Annotated in this window: 17 protein-coding genes; 9 read left to right on the top strand and 8 right to left on the bottom strand. The window is 64.6% G+C overall.

Annotated elements, in window-relative coordinates; all coding sequences use genetic code 11:
- Positions 1 to 130 precede the first annotated feature (130 nt).
- On the bottom strand, positions 131 to 583 hold the full coding sequence (locus KO516_RS08990; RefSeq protein WP_216003450.1) for an Lrp/AsnC family transcriptional regulator: 453 nt from the start codon (positions 581 to 583) through the stop codon (positions 131 to 133).
- Between the two features lie 73 nt (positions 584 to 656).
- On the opposite strand from KO516_RS08990, the gene KO516_RS08995 reads away from it, so the two are divergent.
- The 3 genes from KO516_RS08995 (at position 657) to KO516_RS09005 (ending at position 3,557) form a co-directional block, all read left to right on the top strand.
- Complete coding sequence (locus KO516_RS08995; RefSeq protein ID WP_216003451.1) at positions 657 to 1,250, top strand: LysE family translocator; 594 nt, start codon at positions 657 to 659, stop codon at positions 1,248 to 1,250.
- Positions 1,251 to 1,313: 63 nt separating this feature from the next.
- The gene (locus tag KO516_RS09000) at positions 1,314 to 2,276 is read left to right on the top strand and encodes an acetyl-CoA carboxylase carboxyltransferase subunit alpha (RefSeq protein WP_216003452.1); all 963 of its coding nucleotides are present in this window, start codon (positions 1,314 to 1,316) and stop codon (positions 2,274 to 2,276) included.
- Positions 2,277 to 2,375: 99 nt separating this feature from the next.
- Entirely contained in the window at positions 2,376 to 3,557 is a 1,182-nt protein-coding gene (locus tag KO516_RS09005; protein WP_216003453.1) for a RimK family alpha-L-glutamate ligase, read from the top strand.
- Positions 3,558 to 3,563: 6 nt separating this feature from the next.
- On the opposite strand, the gene KO516_RS09010 is transcribed toward KO516_RS09005, so the two are convergent.
- On the bottom strand, positions 3,564 to 5,078 hold the full coding sequence (locus KO516_RS09010; protein ID WP_216003454.1) for a cryptochrome/photolyase family protein: 1,515 nt from the start codon (positions 5,076 to 5,078) through the stop codon (positions 3,564 to 3,566).
- Entirely contained in the window at positions 5,075 to 5,218 is a 144-nt protein-coding gene (locus KO516_RS09015) for a DUF2256 domain-containing protein (protein ID WP_252737491.1), read from the bottom strand. The genes KO516_RS09010 and KO516_RS09015 overlap by 4 nt, the downstream gene beginning before the upstream one ends.
- A 92-nt stretch (positions 5,219 to 5,310) precedes the next feature.
- Here KO516_RS09015 and KO516_RS09020 point away from each other — a divergent pair, with 92 nt between their 5' ends.
- On the top strand, positions 5,311 to 5,712 hold the full coding sequence (locus tag KO516_RS09020; protein WP_216003455.1) for a DUF2177 family protein: 402 nt from the start codon (positions 5,311 to 5,313) through the stop codon (positions 5,710 to 5,712).
- Here the strand turns inward: KO516_RS09020 and KO516_RS09025 are convergent.
- The 5 genes from KO516_RS09025 to KO516_RS09045 are packed head-to-tail and all read right to left on the bottom strand — an operon-like array spanning position 5,703 to position 10,382.
- On the bottom strand, positions 5,703 to 6,404 hold the full coding sequence (locus KO516_RS09025) for a hypothetical protein (protein ID WP_216003456.1): 702 nt from the start codon (positions 6,402 to 6,404) through the stop codon (positions 5,703 to 5,705). The genes KO516_RS09020 and KO516_RS09025 overlap by 10 nt on opposite strands.
- A complete protein-coding gene (locus KO516_RS09030) occupies positions 6,401 to 7,135 on the bottom strand; it encodes an SDR family oxidoreductase (protein ID WP_216003457.1) in 735 nt (244 codons plus the stop codon). The genes KO516_RS09025 and KO516_RS09030 overlap by 4 nt, the downstream gene beginning before the upstream one ends.
- Positions 7,128 to 8,300 carry a cyclopropane-fatty-acyl-phospholipid synthase family protein gene (locus tag KO516_RS09035; RefSeq protein WP_216003458.1) on the bottom strand — a complete coding sequence of 391 codons (1,173 nt, stop codon included), beginning with the start codon at positions 8,298 to 8,300 and terminating at the stop codon, positions 7,128 to 7,130. The genes KO516_RS09030 and KO516_RS09035 overlap by 8 nt, the downstream gene beginning before the upstream one ends.
- On the bottom strand, positions 8,293 to 9,081 hold the full coding sequence (locus KO516_RS09040; protein ID WP_216003459.1) for a DUF1365 domain-containing protein: 789 nt from the start codon (positions 9,079 to 9,081) through the stop codon (positions 8,293 to 8,295). Before KO516_RS09040 ends, KO516_RS09035 begins: the two co-directional genes overlap by 8 nt.
- Positions 9,078 to 10,382: an NAD(P)/FAD-dependent oxidoreductase gene (locus tag KO516_RS09045; protein WP_371742056.1), complete on the bottom strand. Its 1,305-nt coding sequence runs from the start codon at positions 10,380 to 10,382 to the stop codon at positions 9,078 to 9,080. The genes KO516_RS09040 and KO516_RS09045 overlap by 4 nt, the downstream gene beginning before the upstream one ends.
- 95 nt (positions 10,383 to 10,477) lie before the next feature.
- Here KO516_RS09045 and KO516_RS09050 point away from each other — a divergent pair, with 95 nt between their 5' ends.
- The 5 genes from KO516_RS09050 to cls all read left to right on the top strand — a co-directional run bounded on the left by KO516_RS09050 (position 10,478) and on the right by cls (position 15,291).
- Positions 10,478 to 11,032, top strand: coding sequence for a sigma-70 family RNA polymerase sigma factor (locus KO516_RS09050; RefSeq protein WP_216003460.1), 555 nt, complete (start codon positions 10,478 to 10,480; stop codon positions 11,030 to 11,032).
- Positions 11,029 to 11,691, top strand: coding sequence for an anti-sigma factor domain-containing protein (locus KO516_RS09055; RefSeq protein WP_216003461.1), 663 nt, complete (start codon positions 11,029 to 11,031; stop codon positions 11,689 to 11,691). The genes KO516_RS09050 and KO516_RS09055 overlap by 4 nt, the downstream gene beginning before the upstream one ends.
- A 284-nt stretch (positions 11,692 to 11,975) precedes the next feature.
- Entirely contained in the window at positions 11,976 to 12,875 is a 900-nt protein-coding gene (locus tag KO516_RS09060; protein ID WP_216003462.1) for a DMT family transporter, read from the top strand.
- 54 nt (positions 12,876 to 12,929) lie between these two features.
- A complete protein-coding gene (locus tag KO516_RS09065; RefSeq protein ID WP_216003463.1) occupies positions 12,930 to 13,718 on the top strand; it encodes an exodeoxyribonuclease III in 789 nt (262 codons plus the stop codon).
- Between the two features lie 154 nt (positions 13,719 to 13,872).
- Positions 13,873 to 15,291: a cardiolipin synthase gene (gene cls, locus KO516_RS09070; protein ID WP_216003464.1), complete on the top strand. Its 1,419-nt coding sequence runs from the start codon at positions 13,873 to 13,875 to the stop codon at positions 15,289 to 15,291.
- Positions 15,292 to 15,298: the final 7 nt, after the last annotated feature.

Consider the following 15,298-nt stretch of genomic DNA (forward strand, 5'->3'; position numbering starts at 1 on the left):
TTTCTTCAAGGTCCGGCCTGCCTCCGGCGGGAGTTTATCGGGCAAGATGAAGTCACGCGCCGCGCCCCATCTTCATCTTGCCCGATAAACTCCGGGGGTGAGGCCGCAAGGCCGAGGGGGCCGCGCCCCCTTACGCCCTCTCATCCTTGGGCGAGCCCATCACCACATAGGACGTGACCGCATTCACCTGCGGCAGCGTGCCCAGCACCTCGGTATGGAAATGCTTGTAGGCCACAAGGTCGGCGGCCTCGATGCGCAACAGGTATTCGACGTTGCCGGTGATGTTGTGACACTCGCGCACTTCGGGCGCTTGTGAAATGGCCCGCTCGAACGCCTCCTGCGCGGCCTTTGTATGCGACGAGAGCCCGACCGTGATATAGGCGACAAACCCGACCCCGGTCTTCTCTGGCGAGAGCACTGCACGGTAGCCTCGGATCACGCCTGACTTTTCCAACGCAGCCACACGCCGCAGGCAGGCAGAGGCCGACAGCCCGACACGCTCGGCCAGCGCGAGGTTGCTGATCCGCCCATCGCGCCGCAGAACGCGCAATATCCTGCGATCCATTTCATCAATCATCGCCATATATTGCTATTCCTTTGCCAGAACGCCTGACTTTGCAACCATTCTCCGCCTCATACACGTCACAAGTTGTGCCATGACAATGGATCTTTTTCTTGCGCTGAGTGCCTTCACGCTCGTCACCGTCATCACGCCGGGGCCGAACAATCTCATGCTGCTTGCCTCAGGCGCCAATTTCGGTGTCCGGCGCACCTTGCCCCATATGGCGGGCATCGCCTTTGGCTTTCCGGGCATGGTGCTGCTGGTCGGGCTTGGCGTTTCCCGCCTGTTCGATCTTTACCCGGTCCTGCACGATGTGCTGCTGGCGGTGTCGGTGCTGTACATGCTCTGGCACGCGTGGAAGATCGCCCATGCCGCGCCGCCTGCGCAAGGCACCTGCGAAGCGCGCCCGCTGAGCTTTCTGCAGGCCGCTGCCTTCCAATGGGTCAACCCCAAGGCGTGGTCGATGGCGGTTGCCTCGATTGCGATTTACGCTGCAAGCCGAGAGATCGGCGCGATTCTCTGGGTGGTCGGCGCCTATGTCGTCAACGGCCTGATCTCGACCACCACCTGGGCAGTGCTGGGGCGCGAAATACGGCGGCTGGTGTCGTCTCCAACGCGGCTGAGGCTGTTCAACTGGACCATGGCGGCGCTGCTGATCGCCTCGCTGTTGCCGGTTCTCATGGCCTGAGCCATGTTGCATCCCGCGAGGCTTGTCGCCATATAGGCCTCGCAAAACAAGGGTTCCCGAGGCATGACGCATTATCTCGACTTCGAAAAACCGCTGGCCGAAATCGAAGGCAAGGCGGAAGAGTTGCGCAACATGGCGCGCGCCAACGAAGAGATGCACGTCGAAGACGAGGCCGCGGCACTTGACCGCAAGGCCCGCGACCTGCTCAAGGATCTGTATAAAAAGCTGACCCCCTGGCGCAAATGCCAGGTCGCGCGCCACCCCGACCGGCCGCATTGCAAGGACTACATCGAGGCGCTGTTTACCGAATACACGCCGCTGGCCGGGGATCGCGGTTTTTCCGACGATCACGCGGTGATGGGCGGCCTCGCCCGGTTCAACGACCGTCCCGTCATGGTGATCGGCCATGAAAAGGGCAACGACACCCAGTCGCGCATCGCGCGCAACTTCGGCATGGCCCGCCCCGAGGGCTATCGCAAGGCGATCCGTCTGATGGACATGGCCGACCGGTTCGGCCTGCCGGTCATCACGCTGGTCGACACGCCCGGGGCCTATCCCGGCAAGGGCGCCGAAGAGCGCGGCCAATCCGAGGCCATCGCGCGATCGACCGAAAAATGCCTTCAGATCGGTGTGCCGTTGATTTCGGTCATCATCGGCGAAGGCGGATCGGGTGGCGCGGTTGCCTTTGCCACGGCGAACCGTCTGGCGATGCTGGAACATTCCGTCTACTCGGTGATTTCGCCTGAAGGCTGCGCGTCGATCCTGTGGAAGGATTCCGACAAGATGCGCGAGGCCGCCGAGGCGCTGCGCATGACGGCGCAGGATCTGCTGAAGCTGGGCGTGACCGACCGGGTGATTCCCGAACCGCTTGGCGGCGCGCATCGCGACCGGGCCACGACCATCGAGGCGGTCGGCAAGGCCATTTCCGCCATGTTGGCCGAAATGGACGACATGAAGCCCAGGGCCCTCATCAAGGCGCGGCGCGACAAATTTCTGGGCATGGGCGAAAAGGGTCTGGCGGCCTGATCGCGCCGCCGCGCGACGTCAAGCCTTTGCGCCGGGCATGCTCAACCTGTTCTTAAGAGCGTTGTGGCACCTCTTTCTCATTCCAGAAAGGGAACCAGAATGGAACTTCAGAACAGAGTGGGCATTGCCCAGCTGACCACGCTTGCGCTGCAAGGGGTCGATCTTCACCCGCTGCGCTCGCACCTGCTTCGCAAATGCGCCGAAGATCAGGATCAGGCCGGGGCGCTGATGGACCTGTCGGTGATCGACCAGTTGTACGGCGATCTTGAACAGGGCCTTGCATGGCAGGCCCGCGCCATCAGCGCCTGTCAGCTGTATCGCACCGATCGCGGGCGCAAGGGCAAGAAGACCCTGCTGGTCTTTGCGCTGCCGGTCGATATCGGCAGCAACACTCCGATCGAATTCCTCGTGCCCAGCGCCGATTACGAGATCATCACCTGCTATCTCGACCCGGATGCAGATCAGGCGTTTTTGCTGCCCGATCACGATGTCGCTTTCTGCGCCGCCCCGGCGGATTCGCGCGATGCGGTGCGGTTTTCGGCGGCGATCCGGCGGGCATTTGGCGCGGCAGAGCCGCGTGTTCTGAACCTCCTCGATGCCTCGGTGCGAATCGACCGCATCTCGCTTCAGCATCAGGTGCCACAGACTGCCGGGCTGGTGCTGCCAAGGGTCATCGAGACCAGCCGCAAGGCGCTGCAAGGTGCGCAGCGCGAAAGCGCCATCGCGCAGCTTGGCGGCTATCCTGTTATCATCCGCCCGGTCGGATCGCACGCGGGCCATGGTCTGGAAAAACTCGACAGCGCCGAGGGGCTGGAATCCTACCTTGACCGGCACGAGGGGCAAGATTTCCATCTTTGCCCCTATGTCGACTGCTCGTCGGCGCAGGACGGGCGCTTTCGCAAATGCCGGATCGTATTCATCGACGGCGTGCCCTACCCCTGCCACCTTGCCATCGCCGATCGCTGGGATGTCTGGTACGCCAATGCCGGCATGAAGGACCACCCGGGCCGGCGCGCCGAGGAATCCGCCTTTCTCGATACGTTCGACAGCGATTTCGCGCAGCGACATGCGGCGGCGCTGTCGGCGCTGAGCCAAAGCATCGGGCTGGAATATTTCGGCATCGATTGCGCCGAGGACCGGAATGGCAACCTCGTGGTGTTCGAGGCCGACAATTCGCTCATCGTGCATGATCTCGAATGCCCCGAGACCTTCCCCTACAAGGGGCGTCACATGCGCCGGATCTTTGCCGCCTTCCGCGCCCTACTGGCCAAGGCGGGCTGATCGCGGCTAGCCGTCAAGAAAGGCCCGCGCCGAGCGGACGATCTCGGCGCGGGCCTCGTCGCTTTTGCGGCGCAGGTTGCCATAGATCAGGCTCATGCGCTGGTTGTTGCCCAGCTTGTCCTCATTTTCGATCAGGAAGTTCCAGTAGAGATAGTTGAACGGGCAGGCATCCTCGCCGGTCTTGAGCTTCAGCGAATAGCTGCACGCGCCGCAGTAATCCGACATGCGGTCGATATAGGCCCCCGAGGCCGCATAAGGTTTCGATCCCAGCCGCCCGCCATCGGCGTGCATCGCCATGCCATGCACATTGGGCAATTCGACCCATTCGAAGGCGTCGGCATAGACTTCGAGATACCAGCGTTCGATCTGCTCTGGTGCAACGCCTGCCAGCAGCGCGAAATTGCCGGTCACCATCAGGCGCTGGATATGATGCGCATAAGCATTCTGCCGCGTGCTGCGGATACACTCCGACATGCAGTGCATCCGGGTCTTGGCACCCCAATACATCGCGGGCAGATCGCGTTTGGCGTTCAGATGGTTGCTTTGGGCATAGCCGGGCATTTCCGTCCAGTAGATGCCGCGCACGAATTCGCGCCAGCCAAGGATCTGGCGCACGAATCCCTCGACCGCGTTCAGCGGCGCATCGCCATTTTCCCACGCCGCGACGGCCTTGTCGCAGACCTCGGACGCGGTCAGCAGCCCGATGTTCAGATACGGAGAGATCAGCCCGTGAAACAGGAAATCCTCGCCGGTTTTCATCGCATCCTGATAATCGCCAAACCGGGGCAGCGCCTCGGCGATGAAATGGCGCAGGGCCCGCAGCGCCTCTTTGCGGCTGACCGCCCAGCCAAAGCCATCCAGATCGCCAAAATGGTCCGAGAACCGATCCGCCACCAGTTCCAGCACCTCTTGCGTGATCGCATCGGGGCGAAAGCGCATCCGGTGCGGCGGCGCAAGATCCGTTGGCAGCGCCTTGCGGTTGTCCTTGTCGAAATTCCACGCGCCGCCCTCCGGGCCGCCATCGGTCATCAATAGGCCAGTGCGTTTGCGCATTTCGCGGTAGAAATACTCCATCCGCCCGGTCTTGCCCTGGTCCACCAGCCCGGCAAATTCGGTCCGTGAGCAAAAGAAACGGTCGTCCTCGAGAATATCGACCGGCAGATCAAGATCGCTTTCCCAATCGCCCATCATCTCCCAGATGCGCCACTCGCCCGGCTCCGTCACGGCAACCGAGCTTGCGCCATGGCGTTTGACCGCCCGCGCCAGTTCCCCGGAAAAACTGCCGGTGTTGCCCGCATCGTTCAGCCGCACGTAATCCACCGTCAGCCCGCGCTCCCGCAGGTCTTCGGCGAAATGCCGCATCGCCGACAGGATCAGCGCGATCTTCTGCGGGTGGTGCCGGACATAGGTGGTCTCGTCCGCGACCTCGACCATCAGCACCACGTCGCCGTCCTCATAGCCGCGCAGGCTGGACAGCTCGCGCGTCAGCTGATCGCCAAGAACAAGGCGCAGGCAGCTCATGTCCGCGCCTCGCGGCGGCAGCGTTCAGAGCAAAAGCGCACGCTGTCCCAGTCGCGTGCCCATTTGCGCCGCCATGCAAAGGGGCGGTTGCAACAGGCGCAGATCTTGGTCGGCAGGTCGGATTTACGGCGCATCTTCATGGCGCGCGCCTTACGCTATGGGAATAATCATCGGCAGGGTGCAACTTTACCGGCGCCTCGCCCGTCTCTTTTCCAGATAACGGAGGCACGACATGCAACTTCTTACCCTTTACGGCAGTACACTGGTGATCTTTCTGGCGATCGACGTGGTCGGCATCAGCACCATCATCAAGCCGATTTTCGAACGCCACGTCGGCGAGATGATGGCCGATCCGCTGCGGCTTGGTCCGGCGGCGGCGTTCTACCTGTTCTACATCGTCGGTCTGCTGTGGTTCGTGTCGGTTCCGGCACTGGCCGAAAGCCGCCCGGTGCAAGCACTGCTTGGCGGCGCGTTGCTGGGGCTGATGTGCTATGGCACCTACGAATTCACCAACCTCGCCACGCTCAAGGGCTGGAGCTGGTCTCAGGTGATCACCGATTGCCTCTGGGGCGCGGCGCTGACCGGCGTGTCGGCCTGGGCCGGGGTGTCGATCACGCGCTGGATTCACGGCTGAACCCGCCGCAGCACCGGCACCGCCGCCAGCAGCAACAGCGCGGCGGTGCAGACCATCAGAACCGCCGGGTTGAGCGGATCAAGATTGGCGACAATCACCCCGGCGTAGGCCCAAGCCACCCCGCCCGCAAAGGCAAGCCCGCCCGGCCGCTGCCAGAGCACCACGGCCGCAAGCCCGCCCAGCGCCGACAGCAACAGCAGCGCCGCGCCTTGCGAGCCCAGCACGCCGTAGCCGCCCAACACCACGCCCACCGCGACGCAGGCCACCGATGTCACCCATCCGGCATAAAGCCCCACCGGCCACAGCGCGACGCGGGACCGGGGCGCGCGCAGCAAGGCCTCGATTGCCGAGGCCGCCATGAACAGGATCAGCACCGATGCCAGCAGCGGCTGGAAATTCGCCGCCCAGATCCACACCGTTCCAATCCCGAGACTGGCGATCAGCGGCGCGCGCATCGCCTGCCAGTGTGGGTCGCGCCGATGCCTCAGAAGCCCCCAGCCAGCGCTGAGCAGCAGCCCAAGGAACACCGGCCCCCAGATCGCAAACGCCCAGCCCACCGGCTGCACGGCGGCATGGGCCTGCACCACGGGAAACTGGGTCGAGCGGAACCCGGCAAACCCACCGCTCATCATCGGCGACAGGGCAAAGCTTGCGCTCAGCAGCAAGGTCAGCGGCGCCAGCAGGCGGGTCACGACACCAGCCGTTTCATCAGAGGCAAGGACAGCGCATAGGGCAGCCGGCGCAGCAGTTTCAGCGGCAAGGTCAGGCGGCGCGGGAAATGCACCTCGAATCCGCGCCTGTCCAACCCCTTGACGATGCACGCGGCGGCGTCTTCGGGCTGCATCAGGCCGGGCATCTGGAAGCTGTTCTTTTGCGTTAGCCGCGTATCAACAAACCCCGGAGAGACCATCCGCACATCGACCCTCGGCGCTAGCTCGTTGCGCAGCGTCTCACACAGATTGATGACGCCCGCTTTCGATGCGGAATACATCTGCCCCTGCGGCAGCCCGACATAGCCCGCGACCGACCCGGTGATCGCCAGCTGGCCGCCATCGCGCAACAGCGGCTCGGCGGCGCGGGCGAACAGGAACGCGCCGGTCAGGTTCACCGTGACCAGCTTGGCGGCGGCGTCGGGGTCGATGTCCAGCACCTTGCCCGGATCGTAAAGCGCGGCGAGGCTGATGGCGCGATCCAGCTTGCCCACCGCCGCGATCTGCGCCGAAGCGGCATCAAGGCTGGTCTGATCGGCGGTATCCACCGTCACCACCTCGGCGCCGCCGATTTCCGCAGCGAGCTGTTGCAGTGGTTCCTCGGAACGCGCCGACAGCACCAGCCGTGCCCCGCGCCGGGCATAGGCCCGCGCCAGCTGCGCACCGATGCCGGTCGATGCGCCGACGATCCAGATGCGTTCTGCCTCAGGCATGGGACAGCCGGTATTGATAGACATTGGTGCGCCCGGCATCGAAGGCGGCGATGCAGGCCGCAAGATAAAAGCGCCAGACCCGGATGAAGCCCTCGTCAAAGCCCAGCGCCCGGACCTCGCTCAGCCGCGATTCGAACCGTCGCAGCCAGTCGCGCAGGGTGGTGGCGTAATCGGCGCCAAAGGCATGCGCATCCTCGACCCGCAGGCCAGAGCGCTGCGCCTGCGCCTCGAACGCCGTCGGGGACGGCAGCATCCCGCCCGGAAACACAAAGCTGCGGATCATGTCGCCGCCCTGACGGTAGCGATCGAAATAATTGTCGCCTACGGTGATGGTCTGGATCATCGCGTGACCCTTGTCCGACAACACCTCGCGCAGCTTGCCGAAATAGGTCGGCCAGTAACGCTCGCCCACCGCCTCGAACATCTCGATCGACACCACGTGATCGTAGCGGCCCCGCTCGTCGCGGTAATCCTGAAGCGCAATCTCGGCCCCCTGCCCGAGGCGGGCTTTGGCAAAGGCCGCCTGTTCATGGCTCAGCGTCAGCCCCTTGGGAGCGAAATCGCCGCGCCCCAGCGCGCGCTCGGCAAAACCGCCCCAGCCGCAGCCGATCTCCAGCACCCGGCCCGATCGCGCGCCAAGCCCGTCGATGATGCGATCATACTTGCGATGCTGCGCGGAAATCAGCGGATCGGCGGCCTGCGCATCCTCGGGAGCGTAGAGCGCCGAGGAATAGGTCATCGTCTCGTCAAGCCACAGCTTGTAGAAATCATTGCCAAGATCGTAATGCGCCTGAATGTTGCGCTTTGATCCGCGCCGGGTGTTGGCGTCGAACAGGTACAGCGCCCGGATCACCAGCGATTGCAACGGGTTCCCATAGAGGTACGGCTCGACGGTGTCTTCGTTGCGCAGCCCGAAGGCAAGGAAGGCCGCAAGGTCGGGGCTGTCGCACCAGCCGTCACGGTAGGCTTCGGTCAGGCCGATATCGCCCTTGGCGGCGGTGGCGATCACCGCGCGCCAGTCATTGACGATCATTTCAGCCTGCGGACCCGGCTCGGGGCCTTCGAAGACATGGGTGATGCCGTCCGGCAAGGTCAGGGCAAGCCGCCCGTAGCGGACCTTTTCGAGACAGCCCAGAAGCTTGCTTTTCATCTTGCGTTCAAACATTGCGTTCCACCTCCTCCGTGGCCTCCGAGCGACGCTCTGTCAGCTGCGCAGGTTTTGATCTAATTTGGACCCCGCGCAGGACAAGCTTTGCCGCCTGCCAGAGGATCAGCGCCATCACTCTTTGCGATTGAAAGGCGTGCCGCCATGCGGCGCGCGACAGGCGCGGGGCCGTCAGCGGGCGGGCGGAACCGGACAGCGCGGTTTTCAGGCGAATCTCGCCGTTCTCGCCGATCCAGTCGACCCAGGCCCCGAACCTGTCAGGGCCGGGATCGAAGCGGAACACATAGGCCCCCTCGCGCGGCAGAAACGGCGAGACATGAAAGACCTTGCGCCCGGTGATCCGGTCGGATCGGGCGATGGGGCGGTTGTCATCGTGATGGCACAAATAGAAATGATGCTCGCCAAAGGTGTTGGACACTTCGGCCAGAACCGCGCGCAGCCCGGCCGCGTCGCGGGCCAGCCAGAAGCTGACCGGGTTGAAGCCGTAACACGGACTGCGCGGCAGGGTCACAAGAGTGACGTCGCACTGCGCCAGCCCGATGGGGGCCAGCTGGGCGCGGATGAACGCCACCAGCGAAGAGCCATCGCGCGCACCATGATCGCGCCGACGCACCGTCCACAAGCCGCGCCTGTCGGGCTGGATCGGCAGGCGCTGGTCTTCGAAGGCCTGCAAAGGCAGCGCAAGATACTGGGCCTTGTAGCGGAATTCGCGGCGGATGTCGCCAGAGCGGGCATGCCAGATCCGCCCGTCGATCAGCGCGCCGTTCCACAGGTCGGTCATTCCGCCGCCTCCAGGATCGGGGCGGGCGCGATGCGCTCTTCGGCCCAAGGGTCGGGGCCGAGCGGCCAGTCGAGCCCCATGTCCTGCGCCACGCGCAGCGCCGACAGCACGCCGTCTTCGTGAAAGCCGTAACGGGTCCATGCGCCGGCGAAATGCACGCCCCCGCGGCCCTGGATCTGCGGCAGGCGTGCCTGCGCCTGTGCGCTGACGGCATCGAACTGCGGGTGATACAGGATCGCCTCGTCATGAATCTGCGCCGGCTCGCGCTCCGGGTTCAGTGTCACGATCAGAGGCTTATCGGCTCCCAGCGGCTGCAAGCGGTTCATCCAGTAGCTCAGACTGATGGGCCGGTCCGACGGGCCCGGCGCGGCATCGGTGACGTAATTCCAAGATGACCATATTTTACGGGTCTTCGGCAAAAAAGATATGTCGGAATGCAGCACCATGCGGTTCGGCTCGGTGCGGAAACCCGACAGGATGTCGCGTTCCTGCGCATCGGTGCCCTCCAGAATGGCCAGCGCCTGCGGGGCGTGGGTCGCAAACACCACCCGGTCAAAGCGCTCCTTGCCGGCGGCGCTGGCGACGGTGATGGCCCCCGCCTCGCGCAGGACAGACCCCACCGGGCAGGACAATCGCAGCCTTGCATCGGTGGCGGCCAGCAAAGCCTCGACATAGCGGGCCGAGCCGCCGCGCACCGTCAGCCATTGCGGCTGATCGTCAACGCTCAGCAGGCCGTGGTTCTCGAAGAAGTCGATGAAGGCGGCGGCGGGGAAATCCGCCATCTCGCGCGTGGGGGTCGACCAGATCGCGCCCGAGATCGGCATCAGGAAGCGGTCGCGAAACGTGTCCCCCAGCCCCAGCCGCTCCAGCAGCGCGCCGATGCTTTCGCCGCTGCGCACCGAGCCGTGCGCCTGCTTGAAGAACCGCAGCGTGTCGCGGATCATCCGCCAATGCGCCGGGTCAAGCAGGCGGCGCTTTTGCGCGAACATATCCAGCGCTTTCGTGGTGCCATATTCCAGCTTGCCGCCCTGAAAGCTGGCGGCAAAGCTCATGTCACTGTCCGCCAGCTCGACGCCCAGATGTTCCAGCAGCGGGATGAACAGCGGATAGGTGCGCCGGTTGCACACGATAAAACCGGTGTCGACGGCGATGCCATCCACCTGCCGGGTGCGGGCATGGCCGCCAGGGCGAGAGGAAGCCTCAAAGATTGTCACGTCCTGATGTGGGGCAAGCAACCACGCGCTTGTCAGTCCCGAAATGCCGCTGCCAATGATCGCTGTTCTGATACGCCCGGTTGTCACGTCTGCCTCGCTCTGCCATGGTCACGGTCATAGAGACGACATTCGCGCGGAAATAGTTTCAGCTTTCTTCGCGCCCTGTTAACAGCCAGAGAGCCTTGCCCAACCTCCCCTCCGAAGAGCTGTCGCATTTGCTGGCGCGCATCGCCCTGCGCGACCGCGCGGCGTTTCGTGCGCTCCATGATGCCTGCGCGCCGAAGCTGTTCGGCATCTGCCTGCGCCTGCTGCGCGACCGGCGCGAGGCCGAGGACGCGCTTCAGGAAATCTTCGTCAAGATCTGGCACGGGGCGGACCGCTTCGCTACGACGGTCGGCAACCCGTCGGCATGGCTGAACGCGGTGGCGCGCAATCACGCCATCGACCGGCTGCGCCAGCGCAAGGCGCGCTATGACGGGCTGGACTCTGCACGCGAACTGGCCGATCCGGCGCCCGGCCCCGAAGCGCAGGCGATCACCAGCGACGACGGGCGGCGCATAGACGACTGCCTTGGCCGGCTGGTGCCCGAACGCGCCGAGGCGATCCGCCTCGCCTATGTCGAGGGCGAAACCTATCTTGATCTGTCGCAGCGCTATGATGTGCCGCTGAACACCATGCGCACATGGCTGCGCCGGGGCCTCTTGCAATTGCGCGATTGCCTCGCGCCGGTCGCATGATGCTGTCTGACGACGATATCGCGCTTGCGGGCGAATACGTGCTGGGCGCGATGGATCGCGCCGAACGCAGCGCCATCGAGGCACGGATGCGCAGCGACAGCGCCTTTGCCGCCGAAATCGCCCGCTGGGAGCTGCGGCTCGATCCGATGCTGGCCGAGATCCCCCCCGAAGCGCCCCCTGCCCTTGCGTGGGAGGCGCTGGAAGACCGCCTGTTCGCCCCGCCAAAGCGCCCAGCATGGGCGTGGTTCGGCTTTGCCGGCGGGCTCTCGACGCTGCTGCTTGGCGCGGTGCTGTGGTTTGGCGCGCCGATGCAACGCCAGCAAGGGCCGCTGTGGATCTCGGATCTTGTGTCGAGCGACGGGCAGGTGCGTCTTGCGGCGCTTTATGATGAGCAGCGCGGCGAAATGCGTGTCTCGGTCGGCGGCGACGCCCCGCAGCAGGGGCGCGATTTCGAACTGTGGCTGATCGCGGGCGAGGCCGCGCCGGTGTCGCTGGGCGTGATGCCGCGCTCTGGCGCCGCGGCCATGCCGATCCCCGACGATCTGCGCGCGCTGATGGCGGGCGCCACGCTGGCGATCACCGACGAGCCCGCGGGCGGCTCTCCGCAGGGGCGCGCAACCGGCCCGGTGGTCGCGCTGGCGCCGCTTCGGCGCATATAACCGGCGGCATAGGCAAATCTACGCAGGTAATCCTGCGAATTTCCCTGTCGGCGAACTTGTGCGAGATTATAGAACGTCATCCGAGGGAGGTCGCGATGTCCCGTCATAATCTCCCCCGGATCTCTGTTGTTTTAGCGAGTTATTTACCGGCGCAAGTGAGTGGGCGCCTATAGCAGTTCATTTTGTACCGAAGCCGGCGCCACGTATCCCCATTTGGCGTCGGCTTTTCTTTTGCCTGCATTCGCACTGGTCATTTCCCCGCAAAGGATTCTAAGGCTGCGCATATGGAGCTGTGGATCACCGTCACCCTCTTTGCCGCCTTCTTCCAGACCTTGCGCTTCATGCTGCACAAGGTGCTCAGCATGGGTGCGCTCAGCGCGACCGGCTCGACCTTTGCGCGCTTTGCCTATGCGCTGCCGCCCGCGCTGCTATTCCTTGGCGCGTGGATGCTGCATAGCGGGCAGCCGTGGCCACAGTTGCCCCCGGCGTTCTGGGCCTATGCTTGGGTTGGCGCGCTGGGGCAGATCCTTGCAACGATCTGCGTCGTGGCGCTGTTTCAGCAGCGCAATTTCGCGGTTGGCATCACTTTCAAGAAGACCGAGGTGATCCAGACCGCCCTGCTGGGCCTTGTGCTGCTGCACGAGACGATTTCGCTGGCAGGCTGGGGCGCAATCCTGATCGGCTTGCTCGGCGTGCTGCTGCTGTCGGATACGCCGGGGCCGGGATCGCTGCTGCGCCGCATGGCCAGTCGGGCGGTGGCGCTGGGGCTGGCCTCGGGGTTGTTCTTTGCCTTCTCGGCGGTGGGCTATCGTGCGGCCTCGTTGCAGATCGGCTCCGAAGACCCGGTGATGCGCGCCGCCGTGACCTATGTCTGCGTCGTGCTGTCTCAGGTCATCGCCATGGCGCTATGGCTGCGTTGGCGCGAGCCGGGGCAGATCGCCGCCGTCTGGTCGGCGCGCCGGGTGGCGGTATGGCTGGGGCTAAGCTCGATGCTGGGCAGTATCTCGTGGTTCACCGCCTTCACCTTGCAGACCGCCGCCTATGTGCAGGCGCTTGGTCAGGTCGAGCTGATCTTTTCGCTCGCCGCCTCGGTGCTGTTCTTCCACGAGCGGGTGACGCGGCGCGAACTGGCGGGCATCGGGGTGCTGACGCTGTCGATCCTGATGCTGGTACTGGCGCTCTGAGGCTTGCACCCCAGCCCTCCGGGTGCGATCACGGCCCCCACACAGGAGACCGCCATGCCCTTCACCCTCGCCACATGGAACATCAACTCTGTCCGCCTGCGCGAACCGCTGGTTTGCCAGTTGCTCGAACAAGAGGCGCCGGATGTGCTGTGCCTGCAGGAATGCAAAAGCCCGGTCGACAAGATCCCGCTCGAGACGTTCCGGGCGCTTGGCTATGCCCATATCGTGGCGCGGGGGCAAAAGGGCTACAACGGCGTGGCGATCCTGTCGAAACTGCCCCTGCGCGATGCTGGCAGCCGGGATTTCGCGGGGCTTGGCCATGCCCGCCATGTCGCCGCCGAACTGGAAAACGGCGTGACGGTGCATAACTTCTACGTGCCCGCCGGGGGCGACGTGGCCGACCGCGAGGTCAACGAGAAATTCGGGCAGAAGCTGGATTACCTGTCGGAGATGCGCGACTGGTTCCACGCCGAAGCGCCGCGCAAGGCGATCCTTGTCGGCGATCTGAACATCGCCCCGCGCGAGGATGACGTCTGGTCGCACAAGGCGCTGTTGAAGGTGGTGTCGCACACCACCATCGAGGTCGAGGCACTGGGCGAAACCCAGAACGCCGGGGCGTGGGTCGACATCACCCGGCAGGATATCCCCTCGGGGCAGCTGTATTCGTGGTGGTCCTATCGTGCCCGCGACTGGGACGCGGCCGACAAGGGGCGGCGGCTCGATCACGTCTGGGCAACGCCGGATATTTCCGCAGCGGCGCATGGCAGCCGCGTCCTGCGCGCGGCGCGGGGCTGGGAGAAACCGTCCGACCACGCACCGGTGTTCGCGACCTTCGATCTGTAGCGCGCACAGGGCCGCACATTTGCAGGGACCAAAGGGCATTGCGCAAGCACTGGCCTTCGGCGCTCAGGCTGTCACACTGCCCAGACGCAGATCGTGACCCGGAACCCCACGCGCCCGCCTCTCGTTGAGAGATGCCCCAAGGAAAGCTCTGTGCATGTTCGCCAATCTGGATATTCTCTGGTCTCTTGCCGCGGCCATCCTGTTGCCGCTTGCGGTGGCCGTCGCCATCTGGCGCGTGCTGGCCAATGCGCGCACGCCGCAAGGCTCTGCCGCATGGGTGACCTTTCTGCTGGCCGCGCCATGGTTTGCCATCCCGGCCTATCTGTTCTTTGGCCATGACAAGCTGCACGGCTACAAGAAACGTCGCCGCATCAGCCATCAGGTCATGAAGAAATTCGCCGGCTACGCCTGCGAGGTCGCGCCAGCCGAGCGCCACCCCGGTCAGGAGGCCTTTGAACGGCTGGCCGAGATGCCGGTGACCGGTTGCAACAAGCTGCGCCTGCTGGTCGATGGCGACGAGACCTTTGCCGCCATCCACGACGCCATTGACCGGGCGCAAAGCTATGTGCTCGTGCAATATTACACGCTGGTCGCCGATAGCACCGGCGCGGCGCTGGCCGAACGGCTGATCGCCGCCGCGGCGCGCGGCGTCGATGTGCGGCTGATCTATGACGGGGTCGGCAGCTACGGACTGGACAAAGGCTACATCAAGCGACTCAAGGAGGCCGGGATCGTGGTGGTCGACCCCAAGGGCGCCACCGGGCCGACCTCGCGGCTGCAACTGAACTTTCGCAACCACCGCAAGACGGTGATCGTGGATGGCATCGAAGGCTTCACCGGCGGGCTCAACATGTCCGACACCTATCGCGGGCTGAACGAAAAATTCGGGCTGTGGCGCGATACCCACCTGCATCTGCGAGGCCCCGCCGTGGCGCAGCTGCAGCTGTCTTACGTCGAAGACTGGCACTGGGCGACCAACGAGGCGCTGGGAACGCGGCTGTTCTGGATGCCCGAACCCGAAGCGCACGGCGCCGATGTAGTGGTGGTGCCGATGGGGCCGGTTGACGAGCTGGACACCGGGTCGCTGTATTTCGTCACCGCGATCACATTGGCGCAGGACCGGGTCTGGATCGCCACGCCTTATCTCGTGCCCGATGGCGAGGTGCTGGCCACGCTGAAATCGGCGGCGCTGCGGGGGTGCGATGTGCGCATCCTGCTGCCCGAGGGGCGCGATCACTGGCTGACATGGCTGGCGGCTTTTTCCTATTTCGACGAGCTGCGGCTGGCCGGGGTCAAGATCCTGCGCTATCAGCCCGGATTCATGCATCAGAAACTGTTTCTGGTAGATGATCATCTGGCCGGGGTCGGGACGGCGAACCTCGACAACCGCTCGTTCCGGCTGAATTTCGAAACGATGGTGACGGTGTTCGACATGCCCTTCGCGGGCGCGATGGCGCAAATGCTTGAAACGGATTTCACCCACGCAACAGAACTGACAACCCCGATCGATGGGCAGCCGCTGTGGCTGCGGGCCGGGGCGCGGCTGGCGCGACTGCTGGCACCGGTGCTCTAGGAGGGCG

This window comes from Citreicella sp. C3M06 (assembly GCF_018860705.1).
GTDB lineage: Bacteria > Pseudomonadota > Alphaproteobacteria > Rhodobacterales > Rhodobacteraceae > Salipiger.

What these genes read in the sequence shown, in the direction of transcription:
- KO516_RS08990 (WP_216003450.1), bottom strand. Translation starts at nt 583, where the DNA reads ATGGCGATGATTGATGAAATGGATCGCAGGATATTGCGCGTTCTGCGG.
- KO516_RS08995 (WP_216003451.1), top strand. Translation starts at nt 657, where the DNA reads ATGACAATGGATCTTTTTCTTGCGCTGAGTGCCTTCACGCTCGTCACC.
- KO516_RS09000 (WP_216003452.1), top strand. Translation starts at nt 1,314, where the DNA reads ATGACGCATTATCTCGACTTCGAAAAACCGCTGGCCGAAATCGAAGGC.
- KO516_RS09005 (WP_216003453.1), top strand. Translation starts at nt 2,376, where the DNA reads ATGGAACTTCAGAACAGAGTGGGCATTGCCCAGCTGACCACGCTTGCG.
- KO516_RS09010 (WP_216003454.1), bottom strand. Translation starts at nt 5,078, where the DNA reads ATGAGCTGCCTGCGCCTTGTTCTTGGCGATCAGCTGACGCGCGAGCTG.
- KO516_RS09015 (WP_252737491.1), bottom strand. Translation starts at nt 5,218, where the DNA reads ATGAAGATGCGCCGTAAATCCGACCTGCCGACCAAGATCTGCGCCTGT.
- KO516_RS09020 (WP_216003455.1), top strand. Translation starts at nt 5,311, where the DNA reads ATGCAACTTCTTACCCTTTACGGCAGTACACTGGTGATCTTTCTGGCG.
- KO516_RS09030 (WP_216003457.1), bottom strand. Translation starts at nt 7,135, where the DNA reads ATGCCTGAGGCAGAACGCATCTGGATCGTCGGCGCATCGACCGGCATC.
- KO516_RS09035 (WP_216003458.1), bottom strand. Translation starts at nt 8,300, where the DNA reads ATGTTTGAACGCAAGATGAAAAGCAAGCTTCTGGGCTGTCTCGAAAAG.
- KO516_RS09040 (WP_216003459.1), bottom strand. Translation starts at nt 9,081, where the DNA reads ATGACCGACCTGTGGAACGGCGCGCTGATCGACGGGCGGATCTGGCAT.
- KO516_RS09055 (WP_216003461.1), top strand. Translation starts at nt 11,029, where the DNA reads ATGATGCTGTCTGACGACGATATCGCGCTTGCGGGCGAATACGTGCTG.
- KO516_RS09060 (WP_216003462.1), top strand. Translation starts at nt 11,976, where the DNA reads ATGGAGCTGTGGATCACCGTCACCCTCTTTGCCGCCTTCTTCCAGACC.
- KO516_RS09065 (WP_216003463.1), top strand. Translation starts at nt 12,930, where the DNA reads ATGCCCTTCACCCTCGCCACATGGAACATCAACTCTGTCCGCCTGCGC.
- cls (WP_216003464.1), top strand. Translation starts at nt 13,873, where the DNA reads ATGTTCGCCAATCTGGATATTCTCTGGTCTCTTGCCGCGGCCATCCTG.